The organism is Frigoribacterium sp. Leaf263, assembly GCF_001422285.1.
Classification (GTDB): domain Bacteria; phylum Actinomycetota; class Actinomycetes; order Actinomycetales; family Microbacteriaceae; genus Frigoribacterium.
This window is the reverse complement of record NZ_LMMO01000007.1, coordinates 1-22,225: the sequence shown is the minus strand read 5'-3', so window position 1 is coordinate 22,225 and position 22,225 is coordinate 1. Positions and strand designations below refer to the sequence as shown.

Annotated in this window: 25 protein-coding genes and 1 pseudogene; 11 read left to right on the top strand and 15 right to left on the bottom strand. The window is 73.8% G+C overall.

All coding sequences use genetic code 11. The annotated features are described in order from the left end of the window. Window positions 1-19 precede the first annotated feature (19 nt). Complete coding sequence (locus tag ASF17_RS14315) at window positions 20-727, top strand: hypothetical protein (protein ID WP_055801660.1); 708 nt, start codon at window positions 20-22, stop codon at window positions 725-727. Window positions 728-801: 74 nt separating this feature from the next. Further along, entirely contained in the window at window positions 802-2,076 is a 1,275-nt protein-coding gene (locus ASF17_RS14310; RefSeq protein ID WP_055801657.1) for an Nramp family divalent metal transporter, read from the top strand. 38 nt (window positions 2,077-2,114) lie between these two features. On the opposite strand, the gene ASF17_RS14305 is transcribed toward ASF17_RS14310, so the two are convergent. Together ASF17_RS14305 and ASF17_RS14300 are read right to left on the bottom strand one after the other, a co-directional pair. Next, window positions 2,115-3,206 (bottom strand): alpha/beta fold hydrolase, encoded by a 1,092-nt coding sequence (locus ASF17_RS14305; RefSeq protein ID WP_082475429.1) that lies wholly within the window; start codon window positions 3,204-3,206, stop codon window positions 2,115-2,117. Between the two features lie 137 nt (window positions 3,207-3,343). Next, window positions 3,344-3,907, bottom strand: a complete 564-nt coding sequence (locus ASF17_RS14300) for a DUF1990 family protein (RefSeq protein ID WP_162236438.1) — start codon at window positions 3,905-3,907, stop codon at window positions 3,344-3,346. Window positions 3,908-3,955: 48 nt separating this feature from the next. Here ASF17_RS14300 and ASF17_RS14295 point away from each other — a divergent pair, with 48 nt between their 5' ends. Beyond that, a complete protein-coding gene (locus ASF17_RS14295) occupies window positions 3,956-4,552 on the top strand; it encodes an RBBP9/YdeN family alpha/beta hydrolase (RefSeq protein ID WP_055801649.1) in 597 nt (198 codons plus the stop codon). A 70-nt stretch (window positions 4,553-4,622) separates the two neighbouring features. Here ASF17_RS14295 and ASF17_RS14290 read toward each other — a convergent pair whose 3' ends face one another. The 3 genes from ASF17_RS14290 to ASF17_RS14280 all read right to left on the bottom strand — a co-directional run bounded on the left by ASF17_RS14290 (window position 4,623) and on the right by ASF17_RS14280 (window position 6,892). Next, window positions 4,623-5,921 (bottom strand): M18 family aminopeptidase, encoded by a 1,299-nt coding sequence (locus tag ASF17_RS14290; protein ID WP_055801778.1) that lies wholly within the window; start codon window positions 5,919-5,921, stop codon window positions 4,623-4,625. 127 nt (window positions 5,922-6,048) lie between these two features. Then, the gene (locus tag ASF17_RS14285) at window positions 6,049-6,504 is read right to left on the bottom strand and encodes a hypothetical protein (RefSeq protein WP_055801646.1); all 456 of its coding nucleotides are present in this window, start codon (window positions 6,502-6,504) and stop codon (window positions 6,049-6,051) included. A gap of 139 nt (window positions 6,505-6,643) precedes the next feature. Then, on the bottom strand, window positions 6,644-6,892 hold the full coding sequence (locus ASF17_RS14280) for a DUF4287 domain-containing protein (protein ID WP_055801642.1): 249 nt from the start codon (window positions 6,890-6,892) through the stop codon (window positions 6,644-6,646). A 184-nt stretch (window positions 6,893-7,076) separates the two neighbouring features. On the opposite strand from ASF17_RS14280, the gene ASF17_RS14275 reads away from it, so the two are divergent. Further along, window positions 7,077-7,658 (top strand): GrpB family protein, encoded by a 582-nt coding sequence (locus ASF17_RS14275; protein ID WP_055801639.1) that lies wholly within the window; start codon window positions 7,077-7,079, stop codon window positions 7,656-7,658. Here ASF17_RS14275 and ASF17_RS14270 read toward each other — a convergent pair. Then, window positions 7,609-8,016 carry an arsenate reductase ArsC gene (locus ASF17_RS14270; protein WP_055801636.1) on the bottom strand — a complete coding sequence of 136 codons (408 nt, stop codon included), beginning with the start codon at window positions 8,014-8,016 and terminating at the stop codon, window positions 7,609-7,611. The two genes, ASF17_RS14275 and ASF17_RS14270, sit on opposite strands and share 50 nt — an antisense overlap. Window positions 8,017-8,280: 264 nt before the next feature. On the opposite strand from ASF17_RS14270, the gene ASF17_RS14265 reads away from it, so the two are divergent. The 6 genes from ASF17_RS14265 to ASF17_RS14240 all read left to right on the top strand — a co-directional run bounded on the left by ASF17_RS14265 (window position 8,281) and on the right by ASF17_RS14240 (window position 14,753). Continuing rightward, window positions 8,281-9,309: an iron-siderophore ABC transporter substrate-binding protein gene (locus ASF17_RS14265; RefSeq protein WP_055801632.1), complete on the top strand. Its 1,029-nt coding sequence runs from the start codon at window positions 8,281-8,283 to the stop codon at window positions 9,307-9,309. After that, a complete protein-coding gene (locus ASF17_RS14260) occupies window positions 9,309-10,355 on the top strand; it encodes a FecCD family ABC transporter permease (RefSeq protein ID WP_055801629.1) in 1,047 nt (348 codons plus the stop codon). The genes ASF17_RS14265 and ASF17_RS14260 overlap by 1 nt, the downstream gene beginning before the upstream one ends. After that, on the top strand, window positions 10,352-11,428 hold the full coding sequence (locus ASF17_RS14255) for an iron chelate uptake ABC transporter family permease subunit (protein ID WP_082475421.1): 1,077 nt from the start codon (window positions 10,352-10,354) through the stop codon (window positions 11,426-11,428). Before ASF17_RS14260 ends, ASF17_RS14255 begins: the two co-directional genes overlap by 4 nt. After that, complete coding sequence (locus ASF17_RS14250; RefSeq protein WP_055801626.1) at window positions 11,425-12,237, top strand: ABC transporter ATP-binding protein; 813 nt, start codon at window positions 11,425-11,427, stop codon at window positions 12,235-12,237. Before ASF17_RS14255 ends, ASF17_RS14250 begins: the two co-directional genes overlap by 4 nt. 213 nt (window positions 12,238-12,450) lie before the next feature. Further along, window positions 12,451-13,086, top strand: coding sequence for an ABC transporter ATP-binding protein (locus ASF17_RS14245; RefSeq protein WP_055801624.1), 636 nt, complete (start codon window positions 12,451-12,453; stop codon window positions 13,084-13,086). After that, window positions 13,083-14,753 carry a hypothetical protein gene (locus tag ASF17_RS14240; RefSeq protein WP_156357457.1) on the top strand — a complete coding sequence of 557 codons (1,671 nt, stop codon included), beginning with the start codon at window positions 13,083-13,085 and terminating at the stop codon, window positions 14,751-14,753. The genes ASF17_RS14245 and ASF17_RS14240 overlap by 4 nt, the downstream gene beginning before the upstream one ends. A gap of 290 nt (window positions 14,754-15,043) precedes the next feature. Here ASF17_RS14240 and ASF17_RS14235 read toward each other — a convergent pair whose 3' ends face one another. The 9 genes from ASF17_RS14235 to ASF17_RS16165 all read right to left on the bottom strand — a co-directional run. After that, window positions 15,044-15,892: an alpha/beta fold hydrolase gene (locus tag ASF17_RS14235; protein WP_055801617.1), complete on the bottom strand. Its 849-nt coding sequence runs from the start codon at window positions 15,890-15,892 to the stop codon at window positions 15,044-15,046. 235 nt (window positions 15,893-16,127) lie between these two features. Further along, window positions 16,128-17,006 carry a DNA-3-methyladenine glycosylase family protein gene (locus ASF17_RS14230; protein ID WP_055801612.1) on the bottom strand — a complete coding sequence of 293 codons (879 nt, stop codon included), beginning with the start codon at window positions 17,004-17,006 and terminating at the stop codon, window positions 16,128-16,130. Then, window positions 17,003-17,653 (bottom strand): DNA-3-methyladenine glycosylase I, encoded by a 651-nt coding sequence (locus tag ASF17_RS14225; protein WP_442855752.1) that lies wholly within the window; start codon window positions 17,651-17,653, stop codon window positions 17,003-17,005. Before ASF17_RS14225 ends, ASF17_RS14230 begins: the two co-directional genes overlap by 4 nt. 56 nt (window positions 17,654-17,709) lie before the next feature. Further along, complete coding sequence (locus ASF17_RS14220) at window positions 17,710-18,351, bottom strand: methylated-DNA--[protein]-cysteine S-methyltransferase (RefSeq protein WP_082475419.1); 642 nt, start codon at window positions 18,349-18,351, stop codon at window positions 17,710-17,712. Beyond that, window positions 18,348-18,848 carry an RNA polymerase sigma factor gene (locus ASF17_RS14215; protein ID WP_055801608.1) on the bottom strand — a complete coding sequence of 167 codons (501 nt, stop codon included), beginning with the start codon at window positions 18,846-18,848 and terminating at the stop codon, window positions 18,348-18,350. Before ASF17_RS14215 ends, ASF17_RS14220 begins: the two co-directional genes overlap by 4 nt. A gap of 1 nt (window position 18,849) precedes the next feature. Continuing rightward, on the bottom strand, window positions 18,850-19,383 hold the full coding sequence (locus tag ASF17_RS14210; protein ID WP_055801768.1) for a methylated-DNA--[protein]-cysteine S-methyltransferase: 534 nt from the start codon (window positions 19,381-19,383) through the stop codon (window positions 18,850-18,852). Window positions 19,384-19,497: 114 nt separating this feature from the next. After that, window positions 19,498-19,776, bottom strand: coding sequence for an acylphosphatase (locus ASF17_RS14205; protein WP_156357456.1), 279 nt, complete (start codon window positions 19,774-19,776; stop codon window positions 19,498-19,500). Window positions 19,777-19,825: 49 nt separating this feature from the next. Continuing rightward, window positions 19,826-20,812 (bottom strand): aldo/keto reductase, encoded by a 987-nt coding sequence (locus ASF17_RS14200; RefSeq protein ID WP_055801604.1) that lies wholly within the window; start codon window positions 20,810-20,812, stop codon window positions 19,826-19,828. A 933-nt stretch (window positions 20,813-21,745) separates the two neighbouring features. After that, on the bottom strand, window positions 21,746-21,879 hold a 134-nt coding region (locus ASF17_RS16165; protein ID WP_442855751.1), incomplete at its 3' end, for a hypothetical protein. Window positions 21,880-21,922: 43 nt separating this feature from the next. On the opposite strand from ASF17_RS16165, the pseudogene ASF17_RS16055 reads away from it, so the two are divergent. Next, window positions 21,923-22,225: pseudogene (locus tag ASF17_RS16055) on the top strand (hypothetical protein); the annotation flags it as partial.

Here is a 22,225-nt window from a genome sequence, read left to right as displayed (position 1 = left end):
ACCGAACAAAGGAACCTCCATGCGCCTCACCGCCCGCCCGTCTCTCGCCCGCACCGTCGTCGGCGTCGTCGCCGCCAGCGCCCTCTCGTTCTCGCTGACGGCCTGCTACTCGACGTCGGACTCCGAGAGCAACAACACCGCACCGATCCACCGCGAGAACCCCGAGCTGCCCGAGTCGGAGGCCACGCCGCTGGCCGTCGTGGCCGACCTCGGCCAGGGCGTCGACACCCAGGTGGCCGTCGACGAGGGCTTCGTCAGCGCGCTCGAGCTGCTCGGCCTGACGCCGGGGGTGGTGGGTGACGCGACGTTCGAGGGCGGCACCTTCTCGTTCCCGATCACGGGCGGCAACGTGGAGTACTACGACCCCGAGGGCGAGGTCCGTCCGTACGTGCAGGGCGACATCCAGCACGACGACTCGGGTCTCAGCCTGACGGCCGGCGACACGGTGGTGGAGCTGACGAACTTCGACATCGACCCGGGGGCCTCGAAGCTCTACGGCGACGTGTCGGTGAACGGCGAGCCCGTCGCGGGTCACGCGTACCTCTTCAACCTGTGGGGCGGCACGCTCGAGCCGCTGCGCATCGAGGGCTCCGACGCGATCCTCGAGGGCACGACGGTGCACGTGAGCCCCGAGGCGGCCGATCTGCTGAACACCACGTTCGAGACCGACCTCGTGCCCGACGAGCTCCTCGTCGGGGTCGCGACCATCACGGTGGCCACCCGCTAGATCCCCGCCCGCGGCAAGTTTCTCCTTGCCGAGAGTGAATGTTTGGCTCGCCGAAATTTGGGTAGGGTCGTCGTATGGCCATCGAGAGCACTGCGACGACCCCCGAGGAGGCGCGGGGCGGCCCGCGCCCCTCGCCCGCCCACCCGAGACCCCGCGGGGTCCTGCTCGGCCCCGCGTTCATCGCCGCGATCGCGTACGTCGACCCGGGCAACGTCGCGGCGAACCTGACCGCCGGGGCCCAGTACGGCTACCTGCTGCTCTGGGTGCTCGTGGCAGCCAACGCCATGGCCGTGCTCGTGCAGTACCTGTCGGCCAAGCTCGGCATCGTCACCGGGCAGTCGCTGCCCGAGGTGATGGGGCGACGCCTCCCGCGCCGGCGTCGCCTGGCCTACTGGGGGCAGGCCGAGCTCGTCGCCGCCGCGACCGACGTCGCCGAGGTGATCGGCGGGGCGCTCGCGCTGCAGCTGCTGTTCGGCGTGCCCCTCGTGCTCGGCGGCGTCATCACCGGCGTCGTGTCGCTCGGGATCCTCGCGCTCACCCGCTACCGCGGCGGTCACGTCTTCCAGACGATCATCATCGGCCTGCTCGCCGTCCTGACCCTCGGCTTCTGCGCCGGTCTCTTCTTCGCGCCCCCGTCGGTCGGCGGCATGCTCGGCGGGATCGTTCCCCGCTTCGAGGGCGCCCAGTCGGTGCTGCTCGCCGCCTCCATGCTCGGGGCCACGGTCATGCCCCACGCGGTCTATCTGCACTCGGCCCTGGTCCGCGACCACCACGGCGACGTCGCCAAGGGGGCGGATCGTCGGCGCGTGCTGAAGGCCACCCGGTGGGATGTCGTGCTGGCCCTGCTCGTCGCCGGAGGCGTCAACATCGCCATGCTCGTGCTCGCCGCGTCGACCCTGCAGGGCCGGACGGGCACGGACACGATCCCGGGGGCGCACGCCGCGATCGCCGACGCGCTCGGACCGCTGGTCGGCGTGCTGTTCGGGGTCGGCCTGCTCGCATCGGGCCTCGCCTCGACGTCGGTCGGCTCGATGGCGGGAGCCGAGATCATGCGGGGTCTGCTGAAGGTCCGCATCCCGCTGTTCGTCCGCCGGGTCGTCACGCTCGTGCCGGCGCTCATCCTCCTCGCCACCGGCATCAGCCCGACGTGGCTGCTCGTGCTCAGCCAGGTCGTGCTGAGCTTCGGGATCGCCTTCGCCCTCGTGCCGCTGGTGAGGGCGACGAGCGACGCGACGCTGATGGGCGAGAGCCGCAACGTGCTCGGCATCCGGATCGCCGCGTGGGCGGCCGTCGCGGTCGTCGTCGCGTTGAACCTGGCGCTCATCTGGCTGACCGTGACCGGCGCCTGAGGCCCGGTCGGGCCACGCGAGGCGTGGTCGGGCCCGAGTCAGGCGGTGTCGATGTGCGGGCCGTCGTCGGGCTCGATGCCCGCCGCCGCCTTCTCGGCCTGCCGACGGGTGAACGCCGCCTGCATCGACTCGGCGTGGTCGGTCTTGGCGGCGGCGAGAGCGGCGTCGTCGCCTCGGAGGGTCGCGACCGTCGAGCGCAGCCGCGCGCTCACGGCCTTGGCGAAGTCGGCCGGGCTGGGGCTGAAGTCGTCGCTCTCGTCGCCGTCGCTCGCGTCGTCGTAGTGGTGCAGCTGCCCGCCCTCGTCGGCGGTGATCGGCTGCTGCGCGTGCTCGACGCAGAGCTTGGCGACCTCCTCGGCGTGGGCGTGCATGACCGAGTGCGCCGCTCCGGGCATCTCCCAGAGGCGTGACGAGGGCAGCAGGTCGCCGACGCGGCGCACCCAGTCGCGGGGGGCGACGGCGTCGTGCTCGCCTCGGATGACGAGCGTGTCGGCCTGCACGTTCGGCAGATGATCCTCGATGGGGTAGGTCATCATCTTCGGCAGGATGCGCGAGAACCAGCGGACCCCGCAGAGCACGTAGGCGCTGACGGCCAGGAACTTCACACGACCCGGCTCGTGCCAGGCGGCGCGGGCGAAGCGCAGCGCCTGGGTGACGACCCTCCGCTCGGCCGGGTCGATGACGGGCCCGATCAGGACGAGGGTCGAGAGCTCGGGGCGACGGGCCGCGAGATCGGTGACGATCTGCGTGCCCATCGAGTGCCCGACGAGCACCGGGTCGCTGAGGTGGAGCCCGTCGATCGCGGCGCCCACGAGGTCGGCGTACTCGCGGATCGTCAGTGCGCGACCGGGGTGCGGCACACCGGCGAAGCCCGGCAGGTCGAGGGCGTGCACGGGGCCGAACCGGTTGAGGTTCGGAGCGAGACGCTCGAAGTAGTCCGACGAGACCCCGATGCCGGGCACCAGCACGAACGGCCGGTCGCCCGTCCGGCCGATGGTGTTGACGCGGACGTACAGCTCGCCCTGCGCGATGCGCTCGACGCGGACGCTCGTGTCCAGCGCATCGGCGCGGGCCGCGTCGCGGGCGGCCGCGCGATGGGAGGAGCCGGCGTGGCGGCGGCGGGCGGTCATCGACACAGTGTGGCACGCCCCCTCCGGGGCCTCGTCGAGTGTCCGCGTCGTGCGGCTCGGGGAGGAGGCGCGCGACCGTCCCGGGGGACTCGTGCGGCGGGGGTGTGGAGCCGGTCCGCACCTCCTGCGCGGCCCGGTCAGGCGATCACGGGGTCGAGCGCGCGGAGGTTCCGCCGCAGGATGAGCGACAGGGCGATGGCGCCGAACGGGCCCGCGGCCCGCATCCACCAGGCGGCCGGCCGCCAGACCACCCGGATGTCGAGCGTGACCGAGTCGTCGGGATGCCGCACGACCACGTAACTCTCGAAGCCGCGCTGCGGGTGGCCTCGGAGCGCCGCGTGGACGAAGCCGATCGACGTCTCGGTCCGGACGACGTCGATCACGCGGCAGGCCACGGCGGGGCGCAGCGGGCCGAACGTCACGGCCCACCGGCTCTCGACCCCCGGCTCGACCCGGTCGGGCACCTCGAGGGGGACGAACCCGGAGCCCCGGTGCACCCCGAAGCGCAGCACGGCGTCGCCCGCCGCTCGGAAGACGGCGCCGCCGTGCCCGATCACCCGCGAACACCGCGTCACGCGGAACCCGGGCGGCGCGGGGGCGTCGAAGCCGACCGGCGCATCGAGGCTGAGGGGCCCGCCGGCGCCGCGCGCCTCGCGCCCCTCGCGCCCGTCAGGTGACTCGCTCGACCCGTGTGACGTCATGGGTCGAGCCTGGCACGTCGAGCGGCCGTCACGGGGCAGGATCATGGGGTGACCGACCACTCGTACCTCGTGCTCCACGGCTGGCAGAACCATCGGCCGGCGGATCACTGGCAGCATCGGCTGGCCGACGCGCTGATCGCACGCGGTCTCGTCGTCCGCTACCCGCAGCTGCCCGACGCCGATGCGCCCGATCCCGTGGCCTGGGAGGCCGTCGTGCGGAGCGAGCTCGCGGCGCTGCCCGACGGCCCGGTCACCGTCGTCTGCCACAGCCTCGGGTCCGTGCTCTGGCTGCGTCTGCAGTCCGGCGACGCGCCTCCTCGGGTGGATCGCGTCGCCCTCGTGTCGCCGCCGTCGCCGGAGCTCGTGGCGGGTCAGAGCATCAGCGCGTTCGTCGCGGGCGACGCGTTCGGCGGCCGGCTGCTGCCCCCCGGCGCCGCCGAGTCCGTCGTCGTGGCGGGCGACGACGACGAATGGCTGCCGCTCGGACTGCGGGACACCTGGGAGGCGCGGGTCGACGCCCCGCTCCACCTCGTCCCCCGAGGCGGTCACCTCACCCCCGACACGGGGTTCGGGCCCTGGCCCGAGATGCTGTCGTGGGCGCTGGGAGCGGACGGCGCGGCCGGGTTCGGCGCAGGCGCGGAATGACGGGGACCGGGGGTGGTGACGCGGCCGCGAGACCGCGACGCCCGCACCGGCGCCCTGCCGCGCCGCGGCGTCAGGCGGCGGGGGCGAGGAACGCCGCGGCGGCGCGCGAGAGGTGGCCGGGGTCGTCGGCGCCGCACAGCTCGCGGGCCGAGTGCATGCCGAGCAGAGGGACGCCGACGTCGATGGTGCGGATGCCGAGTCGGGTCGCCGTGATCGGGCCGATGGTCGATCCGCAGGGGACGGAGTTGTTCGAGACGAACTCCTGGAACGGCACGCCGGCCTGCTCGCAGGCCCGCGACCACTCGGCGGCGCCGAGCCCGTCGGTGGCGTAGCGCTGGTTCGCGTTGATCTTCAGCAGCGGACCGCCGTTGACGATGGGCTGGTTCGCGGGGTCGTGGCGCTCGGGGTAGTTCGGGTGGACGGCGTGCCCGGCGTCGGCGCTGAGGCACCACGAGGCGGCGAGGGCGCGACGGTGATCGGTGGCCGTCGCCCCGAGGCCGTCGGACACGCGGGCGAGCACGTCTTCGAGCAGAGGGCCCGCGGCGCCGGACGGGGTGGCCGAACCGACCTCCTCGTGATCGAAGGCGGCGAAGACGGCGACGTGATCGAGCTCGGCACCCGCGCCTCCTGAGCTCGTCGCGGTCTCGATCAGGGCGACGAGACCGGCGTGGGTCGAGGTCAGGTTGTCCATGCGACCCGCGGCGAAGAGCTCGCCGCTGAGACCGAGTCGGGCCGGAGGCGCGGTGTCGGCCACGACGACGTCGTACCCGGTCACGTCGGCCGGGTCGAGACCCGCCAGCGCGGCGAGGTGCCCGAGCACGTCGGCCTGATCGAGCGGCCCGGCCCCGACGACCGGATTCAGGTGACGCTGCGGGTCGAGGGTGAGCCCCTCGGAGTTGACGCCCCGGTCGAGGTGGACGGCCAGCTGCGGGATCCGCAGCAGCGGCCCCGTGCGCACGAGACGGGTCTCGCCCTGGCGCGTCACGAGCCGCCCGGCGAACTCGAGGTCGCGGTCGAGCCACGAGTTGAACAGCGGCCCGCCGTAGACCTCGACGCCGGCCTGCACCCAGCCGCGGGTGCCGGTGGTCGACTTCGGCTTGAGCTTGAAGCCGGGGGAGTCGGTGTGGGCCCCGACCACGCGGAACGGGGTCGTGGCGTGCGCCCCGGCGGGCTCGATCCACGCGACGACGGCGCCGTCGCGCACGATGTACCGCGCACCCGGGCCGCTGGGCCAGACCGCGGTCTCGTCGAGACGGTCGAACCCCGCCTCGTCGAGGCGCCGGGCGGCCTCGGCCGCGGCGTGGAACGACGAGGGGGAGGCGGTGATGAAGCGGGCGAGGTCGTCGAGGTGGGGGCGTGAGGAAGTCATCTCCTCCAGCATGCACCACAGGACCATGCGCCCGGGCGGGCGGTTGCGCCGGCCGGGGACGACCGGGGTGCGGTGGGGATGGGGAGGAGGCGCGGTGCGGCGCGCGCGGTCGGGTGGGCCGCCGAGGTCAGCGGCCGCCGCTGCCGTGGCGCATGGCCCCGACGTCGCCCGCGTCGTTCGCACCGTCGGTGTCGACCTCGCCGTCCGCCTCGTTCCCCGGCGCGCGGCCGGTCTCGTCGTCGGCGGTGAGAGCGGCGGTCCGCTCGCCCGAGAGCCCGGCCGGGTCGGCCACGACGTAGTCCTTCTCACCCGAGAGGGTGCCGCCGAGGGGCTGGACGACGTCGCCGTCGGGAGTGGCGTCGCCCGGGCCGGCGGGTGCGCCCTGGGTGTCGGTGCTCGTGTCGCCGGTCTCGTCGGCGCCACCGGTGCTCGGGCTGTCGCCGTCGGCCCGGCTGTCCCGGTACGTCTCGACTGCGGCGGCCTCGAGGGTCGCCGCATCCACCGCGGCGCGGCCGGCCTCGGGGCTGGTGACGTCCTGGCCGGTGCCGGTCGGGCCGGTGTCGGTCGGGGAGTGGTCGGTCATGGTGGTCCTCTCGTGCGACGTGGGGTCGACGCTAGGCGTTCCGAGCGCGGCGGGCGCAAAACGCCGGGATGTGGACACGACGCGGTGAATGATGCTGGCGTCGTGTGAAGAACCTGGCGCCGTGGCGGAGGCCGGCGGATCAGGCGCGCGCCTGGCGCACGTACGCGACGATCGCGTTGGCGTGCCCGTGGCCCATGCCGTGCTCGGACTTCAGCCACGACACGACCTGCATGTGAGGGTGCTCGTCGAGCCGCTCGCCGGCGAGGTCGAGCCACTCCTGGACGGGCCGGCCGTACGTCTTCTCGATGCTGGCGAAGTACGAGGCCGGCCCCTTCGGCTTCGCGCCGTCGGCGGGAGGTTCGGGGGCCATCACACGCGACGCGGACATGGCGTCAAAGTAGCAGGCGGTCCGACATCCGACCAGACCGAGGAGGCGCGGCTCGACACCGCCCGGACCCCCGGCCGGCGCGGTGCACCCGACCCGGCGGCTTGCACCGCGGGGCGCGCCCGGTTACGTTGGCGGGCTGGCCGTCGACCACCGCGCTGGGACCGACCCTCGAAGGAGCCTCACGATGACGACCCGCCGCACGCCCCGACGCCCCGACGTGACCTCGCTGGAGCTCGTCGGCGGACCCCAGCCCCTGCACGTCGGGCTCGAACCCCACGACCCGCGCTGGGCCGACGTGTACGCCGTCCACCGCGAGCGCATCGCGCTGGCCCTGGCAGGGCTCGACGTCGAGATCGAGCACATCGGCTCGACGTCCGTCGCCGGTCTCGCTGCGAAGCCGATCATCGACCTCGTGGTCGCGGTGCCCGACATCACGGCGGAGGAGGACTACCTCGACGCCCTCATCGTCGCGGGTTACGAGCTGAGGGTCCGCGAACCCGAGCATCGTCTCGTCCGCACGCCGAGCAGGGACGTGCACGTCCACGTCTACGAGCGCGGTCATCGCGCGATCGCCGACTACCTCCTCCTGCGCGATCACCTCCGCGCGGACGCCGCCGACCGTGCGCTCTACCAGGGGGTCAAGGAGGCGCTGATGCAGCGGTCGTGGACCGACTCGAACGCCTACTCCGACGCGAAGGACGACGTCGTCGCCGAGATCACGGAGCGGGCGCGATCTCGCTCAGCAGGGCCTCGACCCGCTCCTTGATGTCGTCGCGGATCGGGCGCACGGCCTCGATGCCCTGACCGGCCGGGTCGTCGAGCGCCCAGTCCTCGTAGCGCTTGCCCGGGAAGATCGGGCACGCGTCGCCGCAGCCCATCGTGATGACGACGTCGCTCGCCCGGACGGCGTCGGTGGTGAGCACCTTCGGCTGGTTGCCGGCGATGTCGACGCCCTCCTCGGCCATGGCCTCGATCGCCACCGGGTTGATCTCGTCGCGCGGCTCGCTGCCGGCCGAGAGGACCTCGACGCGGTCGCCGGCCAGGGCCTGCAGATAGCCGGCGGCCATCTGCGAGCGGCCGGCGTTGTGCACGCAGACGAACAGGACGGTGGGCTTGACGCTCATGCGGGTTCCTTCCCGGGCGGGTCGCGCCCGATCAGGGCTCGCCCCATGATGCCCGATCCGCCCCTCAGGAGCCGCGTCGCGGACTTGCCCCCGACGTCGAATCCCAGTTAGGTTAGGCATGCCTAACACGGTGACCACCGTGCCTCCCCGACGCTCCCCACAGCAGAGCGGTCGGGGCGTCAGTCGACGCGGCGCACTCTCCGCGCGCCCTCCCGACACCGGTCGTCCCCTGTCCGGCATCCCGTCCCGCCTCGAGAGGAACCCATGTCCCGCACCTCCACCCTGCTCGCCCTGAGCGCCGCGTCCGCCCTCGCCGTCGGCCTCGTCGGCTGCTCCGCCGACGCCGGTGCGACCGACGACGCGCCCGCAGCGTCCGCCGACTTCAGCCCGATCACGATCGAGCACGCTCTCGGGACGACGACGATCGAGACGAAGCCGGAACGCGTCGCCACGGTCAACTGGGCCAACCAGGAGGTGCCGCTCGCGCTGGGCGTCGTCCCCGTCGGCATGGCGCGTGCGGACTTCGGCGACGACGACGGCGACGGCGTCCTGCCGTGGGTGAGCGAGAAGCTCGACGAGCTCGGCGGCGAGACCCCGGTGCTCTTCGACGAGACCGACGGCGTCGACTTCGAGGCCGTGGCCGACACCGAGCCCGACGTGATCCTGGCCGCGTACTCCGGCCTGACGCAGGAGGACTACGACACCCTCAGCGAGATCGCGCCCGTCGTCGCCTACCCGGAGACCGCCTGGGGCACCTCGTGGCGCGACATGATCGAGCTCAACAGCACGGGCATGGGCATGGCCGCCGAGGGCGAGCAGCTCGTGGCCGACCTCGAGGAGGAGATCGCCGGAGTCGCCGCCGATCACCCCGCGCTCGCCGACAAGACGGCGATGTTCCTCACCCACGTCGACACCACCGACCTCAGCGAGGTCAGCTTCTACACGACCCACGACACCCGCGTGCAGTTCTTCGACGACCTCGGTCTGCAGCAGCCGCAGAGCATCGCGGACGCCTCGGCCGCGACCGACCTGTTCTCGCTCACGCAGAGCGCCGAGACGGCCGACACCTTCGACGACGTCGACGTCATCGTCACCTACGGCGACGAGGAGCTCGTGAAGACGCTCGAGAGCGACCCCGTGCTCTCGCAGATGCCCGCCGTCGCGAACGAGGCCATCGTCGCGCTCCCCGGCACCGGATCGCTCGGCACCGCCGCGAACCCGACGCCCCTGTCGATCTCGTGGATCCTCGACGAGTACGCCGACCTGCTCGACGAGGCCGCCGCGAAGTCGTAGTGCTCACCGCCCTCCCCGCCGAGACCGCCTCGGGCGTCGCCGTCGTGCGACGCCCGAGGCGTTCGCGCGCCCTCTGGCTGTTCGCGCTGATCGGAGCGCTCGCCGTCGTCATGACCCTGTCGCTGGTCATCGGCACGCGCGCCGTCGCCCTCGACGACGTCTGGGCCGCCCTGGGCGGCGCCACCGACGGGTTCGACCGCGCGTCGGTGGCGAAGCGGGTGCCGCGGACCCTCCTCGCCGCGGTCGCCGGAGCCGCCCTGGCCGTCTCGGGCGCGGTGATGCAGGGGGTGACCCGCAACCCCCTGGCCGACCCGGGGATCCTCGGGATCAACACCGGCGCCTCCCTCGCGGTCGTCGCGGGTCTCGCGTTCTTCGGCCTGAGCGCCGCGACGAGCATCGTCTGGGTCGCCATCTCCGGTGCCGCGGTGACCGCCCTGTTCGTCTACACGATCGGCTCGCTCGGGCGCGGCGGCGCGACGCCCCTCAAGCTCGCCCTCGCCGGGGCCGCCACCTCGGCCGCCCTCGCGTCGTTCATCACCGCCGTGGCGCTGCCCCGAGGCGACATCGCCGCCAACATCCGCTCGTGGCAGATCGGCGGCGTCGGCGGCGGCACGTTCTCGAGCCTCGGTCAGGTGATGCCGTTCCTCGTGGTCGGACTCGTGGTGTGCCTGCTCTCGGCGAAGGCGCTGAACTCGCTGGCGCTCGGTGACGATCTCGCGGCCGGGCTCGGCGAGCGGGTCGCCGTCGCCCGCGGCGCCGCGGCCCTCGGCGCGGTGGTGCTCTGCGGCGCCGCCACGGCCGTCACGGGCCCGATCGGCTTCGTCGGCCTGGTCGTGCCCCACGCCTGCCGCCTGCTGACCGGGGTCGACCACCGCTGGCTGCTGCCGTACTCGGCCCTGGGAGGCGCGGTGCTGCTGACCGCGTCGGACGTCGTCGGCCGCGTGGTCGCCCGACCCGCCGAGATCGACGTCGGCATCGTCACCGCGCTGATCGGCGCGCCCTTCTTCATCTGGATCGTGCGCCGGTCGAAGGTGCGCGCGCTGTGAGCGCCGCCGACGTCAGGGACGCGACCCGCGCCTCCTCGGCGATCGCCTCCGCCGCCCACGAGGTCGCACGCGCGCGTCGCGCCCGGGGTCGTCGGCGTCGCACCGTCATCGGGGTGCTCGTCGCCGCGGTCGTCGTCGTGTTCGTGGTGAGCCTCATGGTGGGGCGGACCTTCTACGGACCCGCCGAGGTGCTCGGCGTGCTGCTCGGGCACGACGTCCCCGGTGCGGGGTTCACCGTCGGGCGCCTCCGGCTGCCCCGAGCGGTGCTCGCGGTCGCCGCCGGCCTGTGCTTCGGGCTCGGCGGCGTGACGTTCCAGACCATGCTGCGGAACCCGCTCGCGAGCCCGGACATCATCGGCATCAGCTCGGGCGCCAGCGCGGCCGCCGCCTTCGCCATCATCACCCTGTCGCTCGACGACGCCCAGGTGTCGGCGTTCGCGATCGTCGCCGGACTCGCCGTCGCCGTGCTCGTCTACCTGCTGTCGAAGAAGGGCGGCGTGGCCGGCACCCGACTCGTGCTGATCGGCATCGGCATCGCCGCGATGCTCGACAGCCTGACCGCGTACGTCCTCTCGGGCGCCGCGCAGTGGGACCTCCAGGAGGCGACCCGCTGGCTGACCGGCAGCCTCAACGGGACGAGCTGGCCGCAGGTCGTGCCCGTGCTGATCGCTCTCGCGGTGCTGACGCCGGTGCTCCTGTCGCAGTCGCGCGACCTGTCGGTCACGCAGCTCGGCGACGACACCGCGTCGGCGCTCGGCGTGCGGGTCGACCGCACCCGCCTGATCGTCATCGTCGCCGCCGTCGGGCTCATCTCGTTCGCCACCGCGGCCTGCGGACCCATCGCGTTCGTGGCGTTCCTGTCGGGGCCGATCGCCGCCCGCATCGTCGGACCGAACGGCGCGCTGCTCGTGCCGTCGGCGCTCGTGGGCGCGCTGCTCGTGCTCGTCGCCGACGTCGTGGGCCAGTACGCCCTCGGCACGAGGTTCCCCGTCGGGGTCGTCACGGGCGTGCTCGGGGCGCCGTACCTGATCTACCTCATCGTCCGCACCAATCGCGCCGGAGGCTCGTTGTGACCATCGACCACACCCTCGAGATCGAGCATCTCACCCTGGCGTACGGCGACCGGGTCGTCGTCGACGACCTCGATCTCGTGGTGCCCCCCGGGCGCATGACCGCCATCGTCGGGGCGAACGCGTGCGGCAAGTCGACCCTGCTGCGATCGATGTCGCGGCTGCTCAAGCCCGTCTCGGGGCGGGTCGTGCTCGACGGGTCGGAGGTGCATCGGCTGCCGGCCCGGCAGGTGGCCCGCACCCTCGGTCTGCTGCCCCAGTCGCCCGTCGCACCCGAGGGCATCACCGTCGCCGACCTCGTCGGCCGGGGCCGCCACCCGCATCAGGGGATCCTCTCGCGCTGGACCACTGCCGACGACGTGGCCGTCGCCGCGGCGCTCGATGCGACGGACACGACGGTGCTCGCCGACCGCGCCGTCGACGAGCTCTCGGGCGGGCAGCGCCAGCGCGTCTGGATCGCCATGGCCCTGGCCCAGCAGACGGACCTGCTGCTGCTCGACGAGCCCACGACCTTCCTGGACGTCAGTCACCAGATCGAGGTGCTCGATCTGCTGACCGATCTCAACCGGTCGCGCGGGACGACCGTCGTCATGGTGCTGCACGACCTCAACCTCGCCGCGCGGTACGCCGACCACCTCGTCGCGGTCGCCGGGGGGCGCGTGCACGCCGTCGGCACGCCGCACGAGGTGCTGACCGAGGACTGCGTGCGGGCCGTCTTCGGCCTCGACAGCCGCGTCATCACCGACCCGACGACGGGGTCGCCGATGATGCTGCCGCTCGGACGGCACCACCGCGCGGCGGCGGGAGCGTAGGCGGGAGCGCGCCGCGGGCGTGACGCCCCCGCCGCACCGCGCGTCCGCGCCGCGCCCTCACTCCGCGCGACACCCCGTTATCGGCGCGACACCCCGATGGATGGGGGTGTCACGCGGGAAACGGGGTGTCGCGCTGCTCGGGGTGCGGTGCGGGGAGCGGGCGCGGTGCGGGGATGCTCGACGGGTGGGGTGCGGGCTTGGCAGACTCGACCCATGATCGATGTCGACCAGGCCGGTGTCCGGGTGGACGGCGTGACCCTGCTCGCACCCGTGTCCGTGTCGGTCGCCGCGGGGGAGGTGCTCGTGGTGCGGGGCGGCAACGGGGCCGGCAAGTCCACTCTGCTGCGCCTCCTCGCCGGCTCCCGCCACCCGACCAGCGGCCGCCTGAGGGTGGGAGGGGCGGACGTCGACGCCCGGGACCGCGAGTTCCGGCGGAGGGTCGCGGCCCTGATCGGTCTGCCGCCCTTCGCACCCGACCTGACGATCGCCGACCACGTGCTGCTCGTCGCCTCGACCTGGGTCGACGGCGACGAGGCGTCCGCGCTCGCCCGCTCGGTCCTGGGTGACCTGGGGCTCGGCGGCTCCGGCGGGCTGGGAGCGAGGTACCCGCATGAGCTGTCGTCGGGGCAGACCCAGCTGTTCGGCCTCGCCCTCGTGCTGGCCCGGCCGTTCGAGCTGCTGATCGTCGACGAGCCCGAGCAGCGACTCGACCCCGAGCACCTCGCCGCCGTCGTCCGGGTGCTACGGGCTCGCCGAGACGACGGGGCGACGATCGTGGTGGCCACCCACAGCGACGTGCTCGCCGACGCGCTCGGCGGGAGCACGCTCGAGCTGGCCGCCGCCGCATGAGCACGCCAGTCCGCGACGGCGACCGCGACGGCGACGGTCGGCACGAGGGCGCGAGCGCCCGCCCCCGCCCCCGCCCCCGCCCCCGCCCCCGCCCCCGCCCCGGCACGCGAGCGCGAGACCGAGTCCGCGCGCGAGCCCGAGCCCGAGCTCGCGTCGCCGCGGTCCGGGGCGTGTGGGAGGCGCGCTCGGCCCGGACCCGCCACGACCGCTGGTATCGCGCCTACGTGATCGTCGCGCTCGGCCTCGTCGTCGTCGCTCCGGTCGCGCGGCTCGTCTGGACGACCGCCGTCAGCGCCGAGGGCGTCGCCGCGCTGACCTCGGCCCAGGCGCCGGGAGCCGCCGGCATCGTCGTCGCGTCGCTGATCGGCGCGGCCCTCGTGCTCGGCCGCGAGCGGGGCCCGGTCTCGTCGACACCGCTCCTCGTGTTCGCCTTGGCGACCGCCGACCTGCCGCGGCTCGAGGCCTTCCGGCGCCCTCTCGTCCGGGCCGGCGCGGCCCTCGTGGTCTCGGGCGCCGGTGCGGCCGCCGTCATCGGAGCGACGCTGGTGCAGGCCGGCGCTGCGTCACCCGGGGCCGCGCTGCTCTTCGTCGTCGCCGGGGCGCTCGTCGGCGTCGTGATCCTCGTGTCGTGGCTGGTGGGGCAGGCCGCCCCCTGCGCCGCCGGCTGGCTGGCGGCGGGTGCGGTCGCGACCGCGGTCGTGGGCCGGCTCGTGCCCGCCGCCTCGGTCGCGACGCCGGGTGGCTGGGTCGAGCGGGCGTATCCGGTCGGCGGCATCGCGCCTCCGGAGATCGCAGCCGTGCTCTCGCTCGTCGCCTCGGTCGCCGCTGCGCTCGCCGTGACGCCGTGGCTTCTGGCGCGCCTCCGGCCGCACGATCTGCTGGCGCAGGCGTCGCGGTGGGAGGCGGCGTCGAGTCTCGTGTCGGGCGTCGACCTCGCCGGGGCGACCGCGATCTACCGGTCGCGACCCCGGGTCGGTCGTCGATTCGCGGCGGTGCGACCGTCGCGGTGGAGGGCGTGGACCTTCGTGCGGCGCGACGCGATCGGTGCGGCCCGCACGCCGGTCCGGCTCGCACTCGGCGTCATGGCGCTGGCCGGGGGCGGGGTCCTGCTCGGCGCGGCGACGTCGACCGGTGCGGCGTCGTCCGCCGTCGACTCGACCGTGCTGCTCGGCACCGCCGCCGGACTCGTCGTGTTCGCCGGTCTCGGCCCGATCACCGACGGCCTCCGTCATGCGGCCGCCGTCGTGGGCGACGTCACCCTCTACGGGGTGGGCGACCCGCACCTCCTCGGGTTGCACGCTCTGTTCCCCCTGGTCCTGACCGTCGTCGTGCTCGTGACCGCGGGCGTCGTGACGGCGGGCCTCGTGGGGCCGACGGCAGGAGGTGCGGTGCCCCTCGCCGCGGCGGCCGCCGCGGTGCTGTCGCTGGGCGTCCGGGCGACCGGCGCGCTCAAGGGGCCGATGCCGCCCGCGCTGCTGCTGCCGGTGTCGTCGCCGGCCGGTGACCCGATGGCCCTGGTGCGCGTGATCTGGGCGGTCGACGGACTCGTGCTCGCCGGTCTGGTCGGCGGCTCCGCGGCGCTCGCGGCGGCGACGCCCGTGCCTCTGGTCGTGTCCGCGACGCTGCTCGGCGTGGTCGGGGCGGCTCGGTGGCGCTGGCGGGCGTGAGGTGCAGCAGCGGGCCGGGTGGGTCGCGCCTCCGCTCCCTGCCCGTGAGAAGCTCGACGATCAGAGGTGCGACCCGCCGATCCATCAGCTGGTCGGCACCCGGCGACCGTACGCTCGCGGAGGCCGATCCTCAACGTGAAAATGCCTGATGAACGAGCATTTCTGCCTAGTCGCTCTAGCTACTCGGCCCGACCTGCGCTTTTCCCCTCCGGCCTCGACGGGCGGCCGATCGGGCTCTGGCCGATTAACGAGTCGGGGCGCGTGACGCCGTGCGGTCGCTCCCGGTCCTCTCAGCGCGCCTGACGCTCGAGCACCTCGCGGATCAGCCCCGCCACGAGCTCCGGACGCTCGAGACCCGGGAGGTGCGCCACACCGGGCAGGACGCGGCCCGGCCCCTGACCGACCCGCCGGGCGGTCTCGACGAGGAACGGTAGATCGCACGGCAGGTCGAGGTCGCCCCAGGCGCACAGGACCGGAACCGTCACCTCGCCGAGACGCGACCAGGCGTCGACGTCGCCGCCCCCGGCCCCGCCGGGCGCCCCGAGCTCGATGATGCGGCGGTTCATGGCGCCGAACAGGTCGCGCGCGGAGCCGGCGACCCGCTCGGCGGGTGCGGTGGGCCCGTCGAGCCAGAGGTGGGCCAGGGCATCGATGCGGTCGTCGACACTCGCCTCGGGGTCGTCGGAGGCCGCGATCAACGGCTCGGACGCCGCGTCCGGCTGCCAGTCGAAGGGGGTGTCGTCGTCGGTCATGCCCGACACCGCCGATCCGATGACGACGACCCGGCTGACCCTCTCGGGGTGGAGCAGCGCGGTGTCGAACGCCAGGGCGCCGCCGCGGGAGTTGCCGACGAGCACGGCCTCCCGGATGTCGAGGGCGTCGAGCACCGTGATCAGGTCGTCGACGTGGGTGAACGTCGAGTCGGGGGCCGCGGCGGGGCTGTCGCCGAAGCCGCGACGGTCGTAGGCGACGAGGTCGAGATCGTGGTCGGCGCGCAGGTCGAGGGCGACGCCCTCCCAGGCTCGCCGATCGGCGACGCCGGCGTGGAGGAGCACGACGGCGGGGCCGCCGCCCGGCCGTCGCGTCGTCGCGAGTGATCCGCCGTCGGGGGTCGGGATGGTGATCTGCTGGGCATCCATGGGGCCACGGTAGCGGCCGGGAGGGCGGAGATGAGGGGCACCGTCGTGGCCAGGCCGCCGACGATGCCCCTCGTGCCGATGTTGTCGCAGTTGAGCTTCACGGGCAGGGATGCGAGCAACACCGGCCAGAGAAGACGAAAGAAACGCCTTCGACCAGTGAGACGCTACGCGGTCTCCGAGCGGGCGCTCGCAGGTTCGCCCAGGTCCGGCCCTCTGAGCGAGGGATGCGGCCCGGTCAGGGTGCCGTCGGCAGCACCGCGGCCCACAGATGGAACAGGGCGTAGGCCCGCCACGGCGACCACGCGGCACCGGCGGCCTCCGCCTGTCTCGTGGTCAGACCGCCGAGCACCCGGCGGAGCACCAGGTCGCCGGCGGGCCAGGCGTCCCGGTCGCCGAGGGCGCGGACGGCGAGGTAGTCGGTCGTCCAGGGGCCGATGCCGGGAACGGCCAGCAGCCGCCGACGGACGTCGACGAGATCGCCGCCGGGTGCGATCACGAGTCCGTCGGCCACGGTGCGGGCGAGGGCCTGGACGGTCCGGGCACGACTGTTCGTGATGCCGACGGCTGCGCGGAGGCCGTCGACGTCGGCGGCGGCCAGCACCTCGGCCCGCGGGAACCTCGTGAGACCCGTGCCGTCGAGAGGCTCGCCGTACCCTGCGACGAGCCGCCCGCTGAAGGTGCGTGCGGCAGCCAGCGACACCTGCTGCCCGAGCACGGTCACGACGGCTGTCTCGAAGCCTTCCGGGTTGCCGGTGACGCGGATGCCGGGGCGGGCCGCGACGAGGGGGCCCAGCACCGGGTCGGCGGCGAAGGTGTCGCGCACCGCGTCGGTGTCGGCGTCCAGGTCGAGCCAGCGGCGGACGATCGTCTCGATCTCGCCGAGCGTCCCGCGATCGGTCGCAGCCACGTCGACGACGACGCCCTCGTCGCCCGCGAACGACAGATCGACCCGGTAGGAGGCGCGCGCGGGTCCGTCGCCCGCCTCGACCAGCCGCGAGTGCGACCCCGCGCCCAGATCGGTCGCCTCGGCACCGGGGATGCTGTGAGCGGCGAGCAGACCGAGCGCGTGGGCCCGGTCGTACGCGCCGACCGGCCGGACGACGAGGCGGGTCATGAGCCGGACCCGGTCGAGGCGGTCCGCAGCGGGGACGCGGTCGCCGCAGCCGGCCCGGGCACGGGCTCGGCCCAGACGCCTGACGAGCCTCGGCGATGACTGCCGACCAGATGCGTGTCGACGATGCCGACGGCCTCCATCAGGGCGTGCATGGTCGTCGGGCCGACGAAGGTGAAGCCGTGACTCTTGAGCGACTTCGAGAGGGCGAGCGACTCGGGCGAGGTCGTGGGGACGTCGGCCATCGTCTCGGGGCGAGGAGTCTCGCCGGGGCGGAACGACCAGATGAGATCGGCGAGCCCGCCGTCGTCGCGGAGCCCCACGACGGCCCGGGCGTTCTGGATCGTCGCGTCGATCTTCGACCGGTTGCGGACGATGCCGGCGTCGGCCAGGAGGCGGGCGCGGTCGTCGTCGTCGAAGAGCGCGACTCGGTCGGGGTCGAAGTCGGCGAAGGCCTCGCGGAACGCCGGTCGCTTGCGGAGGATGGTCGCCCACGACAGCCCCGATTGGAAGGCCTCGAGACTCAGCCGCTCGAAGAGGCCGCGTTCGTCGCGGACGGGCATGCCCCACTCGGTGTCGTAGTACTCGCGCATCAGCGGATCACGAGAGGCCCAGAGCGGACGCGCGAGCCCGTCGTCGCCGACGATCACGGACGGGTCGGCCCCCGCGTCGACCGATGGACCGTCGCCGTCGCCGTCGCCGCCGGTCACGAGGCGGCCTCGAGGTCGAGGAGGATCTGCTTCGCGGCCATCCCCCCACGGTAGCGACCGGGGGTGCCGTCGCTCCGCACGACCCGGTGGCAGGGCACGACGACCGGCAGGGGATTGGTCGCGCAGGCGGTGCCCACGGCACGGACGGCCCGGGGACTGCCGGCGGCGCGGGCGACCGCGGCGTACGACTCGGTGCCGCCGTAGGCGATGTCGGGCAGATGCTCGAGGACGATGCGTTGGAAGCCCTTCGACAGGCGACGATCGAGCGGCAGATCGAACGAACGGCGCTCGCCGCGGAAGTACTCGTCGAGCTGGGCCGCGGCGTCGTCGAGGGCGGCGGGGGCCTCGACGATGCGGGGGCTGATCGCGGCGGCGAGCCGCTCGAGCACGCCGTCGAGGCCCTCGACGTCGAATGCGACGCGGACGACGCCGACGGTCGTCGCGCAGACGAGCAGGCGGCCGACGGGGGAGTCGAGCGTCCGGTACGACACGTCGATCGCCTCGGCGTCCGACGCCGATCGCACGAAGCGGGCGCGCAGAGCCGCGAGACGATCGTCGCCCGGAGCGAAGTCGTCCAGCAGGCGGCGCAGACGGGCGTCGTCGTCGTCGGCCGGCACGGGATCGGTCGGTCCGGTCATGGAGTCCTCCGTGGGGGCGAGGGGTCGGCTGCGGTGAGGATGCTGCGGAGACGGGCGATGCCGTCCGACGAGGCGCGCCGAGCGGCGGCGGGGCTGACCCCGGTCAGCTCGGCGGCCTCGGCATGCGACAGCCCGAGGAGGTGGTGGTGCACGACGGCACGGCGCTGGCCGGGCGGAAGCTGCTCGAGCGCCCGGACCAGCTCGTCTCGGCGGGTCAGGGCCTCGTCCGCCGGAGGCGCGGGTCTGCTCTCGGGCAGGACCTCGACCGGGCGGGGCCGCCGCGTCCTGGCCCGTGCGACGTCGATCGCCTTGCGATGGGCGATGGTCACCAGCCAGGCCCCGACGTCGGCGGTCTCGGGCAGCGACGGATACGCGATCAGGGCGGCGACGAAGGTCTCGGACCACGCGTCGTCGGTGTCGTGCTCGTCGAGGACGGCTCGACAGACACGCCAGACGGTCGTGCCGTGCCTCTCGACGACGCGGTCGAACGGGAGCACGTCAGAACAGTCGACCCGAGGAGGCGCTCTCGGGCTCTTCCAGATCGAGCAGCCAGCGCTTGCGCTCGAGCCCGCCGGCGTAGCCCACCAGGGCGCCGCCGGCCCCGACGACGCGGTGGCAGGGCACGATGATGCTGAGGGGGTTGAGGCCGTTGGCCGCGCCGACCGCACGGGCCAGACCCACGTCGCCGAGCTCCCGGGCCAGCTGGCCGTAGCTGCGGGTCTCGCCGAAGGGGATGTCGCGCAGCAGGGCCCAGACCCGGCGGCGGAACTCGTTGCCCCGCGGCGCCAGGGGCATATCGAAGACGCGGCGCCCGCCTTCGAGGTACTCGCCGAGCTGCCGCTCGACCTCGGCGAAGTCCGTCGCCCCGACGCCCGTCGTCGAGACCCGGCCGAACCCCGCCGGGTCGGGCAGGTTGCGGTGATCCGGGAAGAAGAGCCCGGACAGGCCCTCCGTCGATCCGACGAGGGTGAGCTCGCCCAGCGGGGTCGCCACCGTCGTGTGCACGATCGGCGGCTCGACGCTCTCGGTCATCTCGGTCGTCACGGACGGCTCCTCACACTCGGCGATGCTACTCACCCTGTAGACGCCGGCCGGGGCCCGGATGTGAGGTGCGGATCCGGATCGCGGGATGCCGAGGCGCGAGCCTCAGCGACGGGTGGTGAACGCCGTCTCGCCGACCGGGTCGATCTCGGTCACCTCGACCGACTCGACGGTCGCGCCCGAGGGGCCCTCCTGCAGCCATTCGAGCAGCAGGGCCACACGGTCGGGGCGGCCCTCGACCTCCACCTCGACGTCGCCGCCGGGCAGATTGCGCACGAATCCGCCGACCTCGATGCGGTCGGCCTCACCCTCGGTCGAGAAACGGAATCCGACCCCCTGCACGCTGCCGTGCACGAGAGCCCTTCGTCTGATCACGTCGTCCATCGGTCGACCGTACCCGCGCCTCCTCGGCCGCGCCGCGCCCGGCCCGCCGCTACCGGTCGACCGTCGACATGTCGGCGTAGCGGTCGCCCTTCGGCTTCGCGACGTCGTCGAGCTGGTGCAGCTGGTCCTCGTCGAGCACGACGTCGTCGGCCGCGACGTTCTCGTCGAGGTAGGCGCGGCGCTTGGTACCGGGGATCGGCACGATACCGTCGCCCTGGGCGAGCAGCCACGCGAGCGCGACCTGCCCGGGCTTGGCGCCGACGGCGCGGGCGACCTCGTCGACCTGCTGCACGATGCGGACGTTCGCCTCGAGGTTGTCACCCGAGAAGCGGGGGGCGAAGCGCCGGAAGTCGTCGGGTGCCAGCTCGTCGACCGACCGGATCGTGCCGGTCAGGAACCCGCGGCCGAGCGGCGAGTACGGCACGAAGCCGATGCCGAGCTCGCGCACCGTCGGCAGGATCTCCGCCTCGGGCTCGCGGCTCCAGAGCGACCACTCGGTCTGCAGCGCCGTGATCGGGTGGGTGGCGTGGGCGCGACGGATCGTCTCGGGCGCCGCCTCCGACAGCCCGAGGAACCGCACCTTGCCCGCCGTGACGAGCTCGCCCATGGCGCCGACCGTCTCCTCGATCGGCACCTGCGGGTCGACGCGGTGCTGGTAGTAGAGGTCGATGTGGTCGATGCCGAGACGCTGGAGCGACCCGTCGACCGACTTGCGCACGTACTCGGGGCGACCGTCGACGGTCCGCTCGGCCCGCGCCTCGGGCTCGGTGACGTTGCCGAACTTGGTCGCGACGACCGCCTGGTCGCGGCGGCCCTTCAGAGCGCGACCGAGCAGCTGCTCGTTGGTGTGCGGGCCGTACATGTCGGCGGTGTCGAGCAGGGTCACGCCGACGTCGAGGGCGCGGTGGATCACGCGCACCGACTCGGCGTCGTCCGTGCTGTTGCCGGTGTAGAAAGCGGACATGCCCATCAGGCCGAGGCCCAGGCGTCCGACGTCGAGGCCGCCGTCGACCTGGCCGAGTGTCGTGTTCTTCATGGCGTCAGTCAACACCCGCCGGCCCGCCGCGCATTCCCGACGGGGCGGTCTCGCCGGGGCGCGTCGTCACCGACCGCGATGTGGAGGGAGCGTCGGCGGATCAGGCGGTGCTCCGCGCACGCGGTGGTGTCCGAGTCGGGCCGGGGACGGCAGGAGGCGCGGTGCAGGGGGTCCCGCACCGCGCCTCCTCGGGTCACTCGGTCCGCTCGGCGGCCGCGTGTCGGCGGTGGCCGCGGACGGCCGCTCCCGTCGCCAGCACGAGACCCAGGACGAGCAGGCCGGCGCCGAAACCGAGGGGCGCGGCGGCGTCGGCGCCCGTGTAGGCGAGCGAGGGGCCGACGCCCGGGAGCGCCCCGGCGAAGGGCGGCGCGTCGGGCGCGGCGTCGCGGGCGAGGACGACGGTGCCCAGCGCGAGGTCGGTCGAGCCGGTCGTGACGGTCGCGATGGTCTGGCCGGCGACGACGACGCGGTAGGTCGTCTCGGTGACGAGCCCTGCAGCGGCGAAGCGGCCCGCGTCGTCGGTCGTGGTGGCCGCGACGACGTCACCCGGGGCGGGCGATGTCGGGTCGGCCGGGTCCACCGGATCCACCGCGGACTCGGCCAGGACGACGGCCACGGGTGCGCCGACGACCGGGGCCCCGTCGAGGTCGATCACCGTTCCGCTGATCGAGACGGTGTCGGGGGCGGGCTCGGGGGTCGGCGCCGGCGGCACGGGCGTCGGGTCCGGCGTGGGCTCCGGGCTGGGCTCGGGCTCCGGGTCGGGGTCGACGGGTGCGGCGGGCTGTTCGAGTTCGAGGGGCGGGYTGGGGGCGCCGGCTGCGGGGGTGGTGAACTCGATGGGTCGGTCGGTGTCGCCGTCGACGATGATCGTGTAGTCGGTCTCGGGGGTGAGGCCGGGGGCTTCGAAGGCGCCGGTGTCGTCGGTGGTGGTCNTCGATGGGTCGGTCGGTGTCGCCGTCGACGATGATCGTGTAGTCGGTCTCGGGGGTGAGGCCGGGGGCTTCGAAGGCGCCGGTGTCGTCGGTGGTGGTCTCGACGACGGGGTCGGTGGTGTCGGTCTCGACGATGACGATCGGGGTGTCGGTGACGGGTTCGCCCTGTTCGTCGGTGATGGTGCCGACGACGTCGACGGTGACCGGGTCGGGGTCGACGGGTGGTCTCGACGATGACGATCGGGGTGTCGGTGACGGGTTCGCCCTGTTCGTCGGTGATGGTGCCGACGACGTCGACGGTGACCGGGTCGGGGTCGACGGGTGCGGCGGGCTGTTCGAGTTCGAGGGGCGGGTTGGGGGCGCCGGCTGCGGGGGTGGTGAAYTCGATGGGTCGGTCGGTGTCGCCGTCGACGATGATCGTGTAGTCGGTCTCGGGGGTGAGGCCGGGGGCTTCGAAGGCGCCGGTGTCGTCGGTGGTGGT

Coding starts and splice junctions, on each gene's coding strand:
- ASF17_RS14315 (WP_055801660.1), top strand. CDS start 20: ATGCGCCTCACCGCCCGCCCGTCTCTCGCCCGCACCGTCGTCGGCGTC.
- ASF17_RS14310 (WP_055801657.1), top strand. CDS start 802: ATGGCCATCGAGAGCACTGCGACGACCCCCGAGGAGGCGCGGGGCGGC.
- ASF17_RS14305 (WP_082475429.1), bottom strand. CDS start 3,206: ATGACCGCCCGCCGCCGCCACGCCGGCTCCTCCCATCGCGCGGCCGCC.
- ASF17_RS14300 (WP_162236438.1), bottom strand. CDS start 3,907: ATGACGTCACACGGGTCGAGCGAGTCACCTGACGGGCGCGAGGGGCGC.
- ASF17_RS14290 (WP_055801778.1), bottom strand. CDS start 5,921: ATGACTTCCTCACGCCCCCACCTCGACGACCTCGCCCGCTTCATCACC.
- ASF17_RS14285 (WP_055801646.1), bottom strand. CDS start 6,504: ATGACCGACCACTCCCCGACCGACACCGGCCCGACCGGCACCGGCCAG.
- ASF17_RS14280 (WP_055801642.1), bottom strand. CDS start 6,892: ATGTCCGCGTCGCGTGTGATGGCCCCCGAACCTCCCGCCGACGGCGCG.
- ASF17_RS14275 (WP_055801639.1), top strand. CDS start 7,077: ATGACGACCCGCCGCACGCCCCGACGCCCCGACGTGACCTCGCTGGAG.
- ASF17_RS14270 (WP_055801636.1), bottom strand. CDS start 8,016: ATGAGCGTCAAGCCCACCGTCCTGTTCGTCTGCGTGCACAACGCCGGC.
- ASF17_RS14265 (WP_055801632.1), top strand. CDS start 8,281: ATGTCCCGCACCTCCACCCTGCTCGCCCTGAGCGCCGCGTCCGCCCTC.
- ASF17_RS14245 (WP_055801624.1), top strand. CDS start 12,451: ATGATCGATGTCGACCAGGCCGGTGTCCGGGTGGACGGCGTGACCCTG.
- ASF17_RS14240 (WP_156357457.1), top strand. CDS start 13,083: ATGAGCACGCCAGTCCGCGACGGCGACCGCGACGGCGACGGTCGGCAC.
- ASF17_RS14235 (WP_055801617.1), bottom strand. CDS start 15,892: ATGGATGCCCAGCAGATCACCATCCCGACCCCCGACGGCGGATCACTC.
- ASF17_RS14230 (WP_055801612.1), bottom strand. CDS start 17,006: ATGACCCGCCTCGTCGTCCGGCCGGTCGGCGCGTACGACCGGGCCCAC.
- ASF17_RS14220 (WP_082475419.1), bottom strand. CDS start 18,351: ATGACCGGACCGACCGATCCCGTGCCGGCCGACGACGACGACGCCCGT.
- ASF17_RS14210 (WP_055801768.1), bottom strand. CDS start 19,383: ATGACCGAGAGCGTCGAGCCGCCGATCGTGCACACGACGGTGGCGACC.
- ASF17_RS14205 (WP_156357456.1), bottom strand. CDS start 19,776: ATGGACGACGTGATCAGACGAAGGGCTCTCGTGCACGGCAGCGTGCAG.
- ASF17_RS14200 (WP_055801604.1), bottom strand. CDS start 20,812: ATGAAGAACACGACACTCGGCCAGGTCGACGGCGGCCTCGACGTCGGA.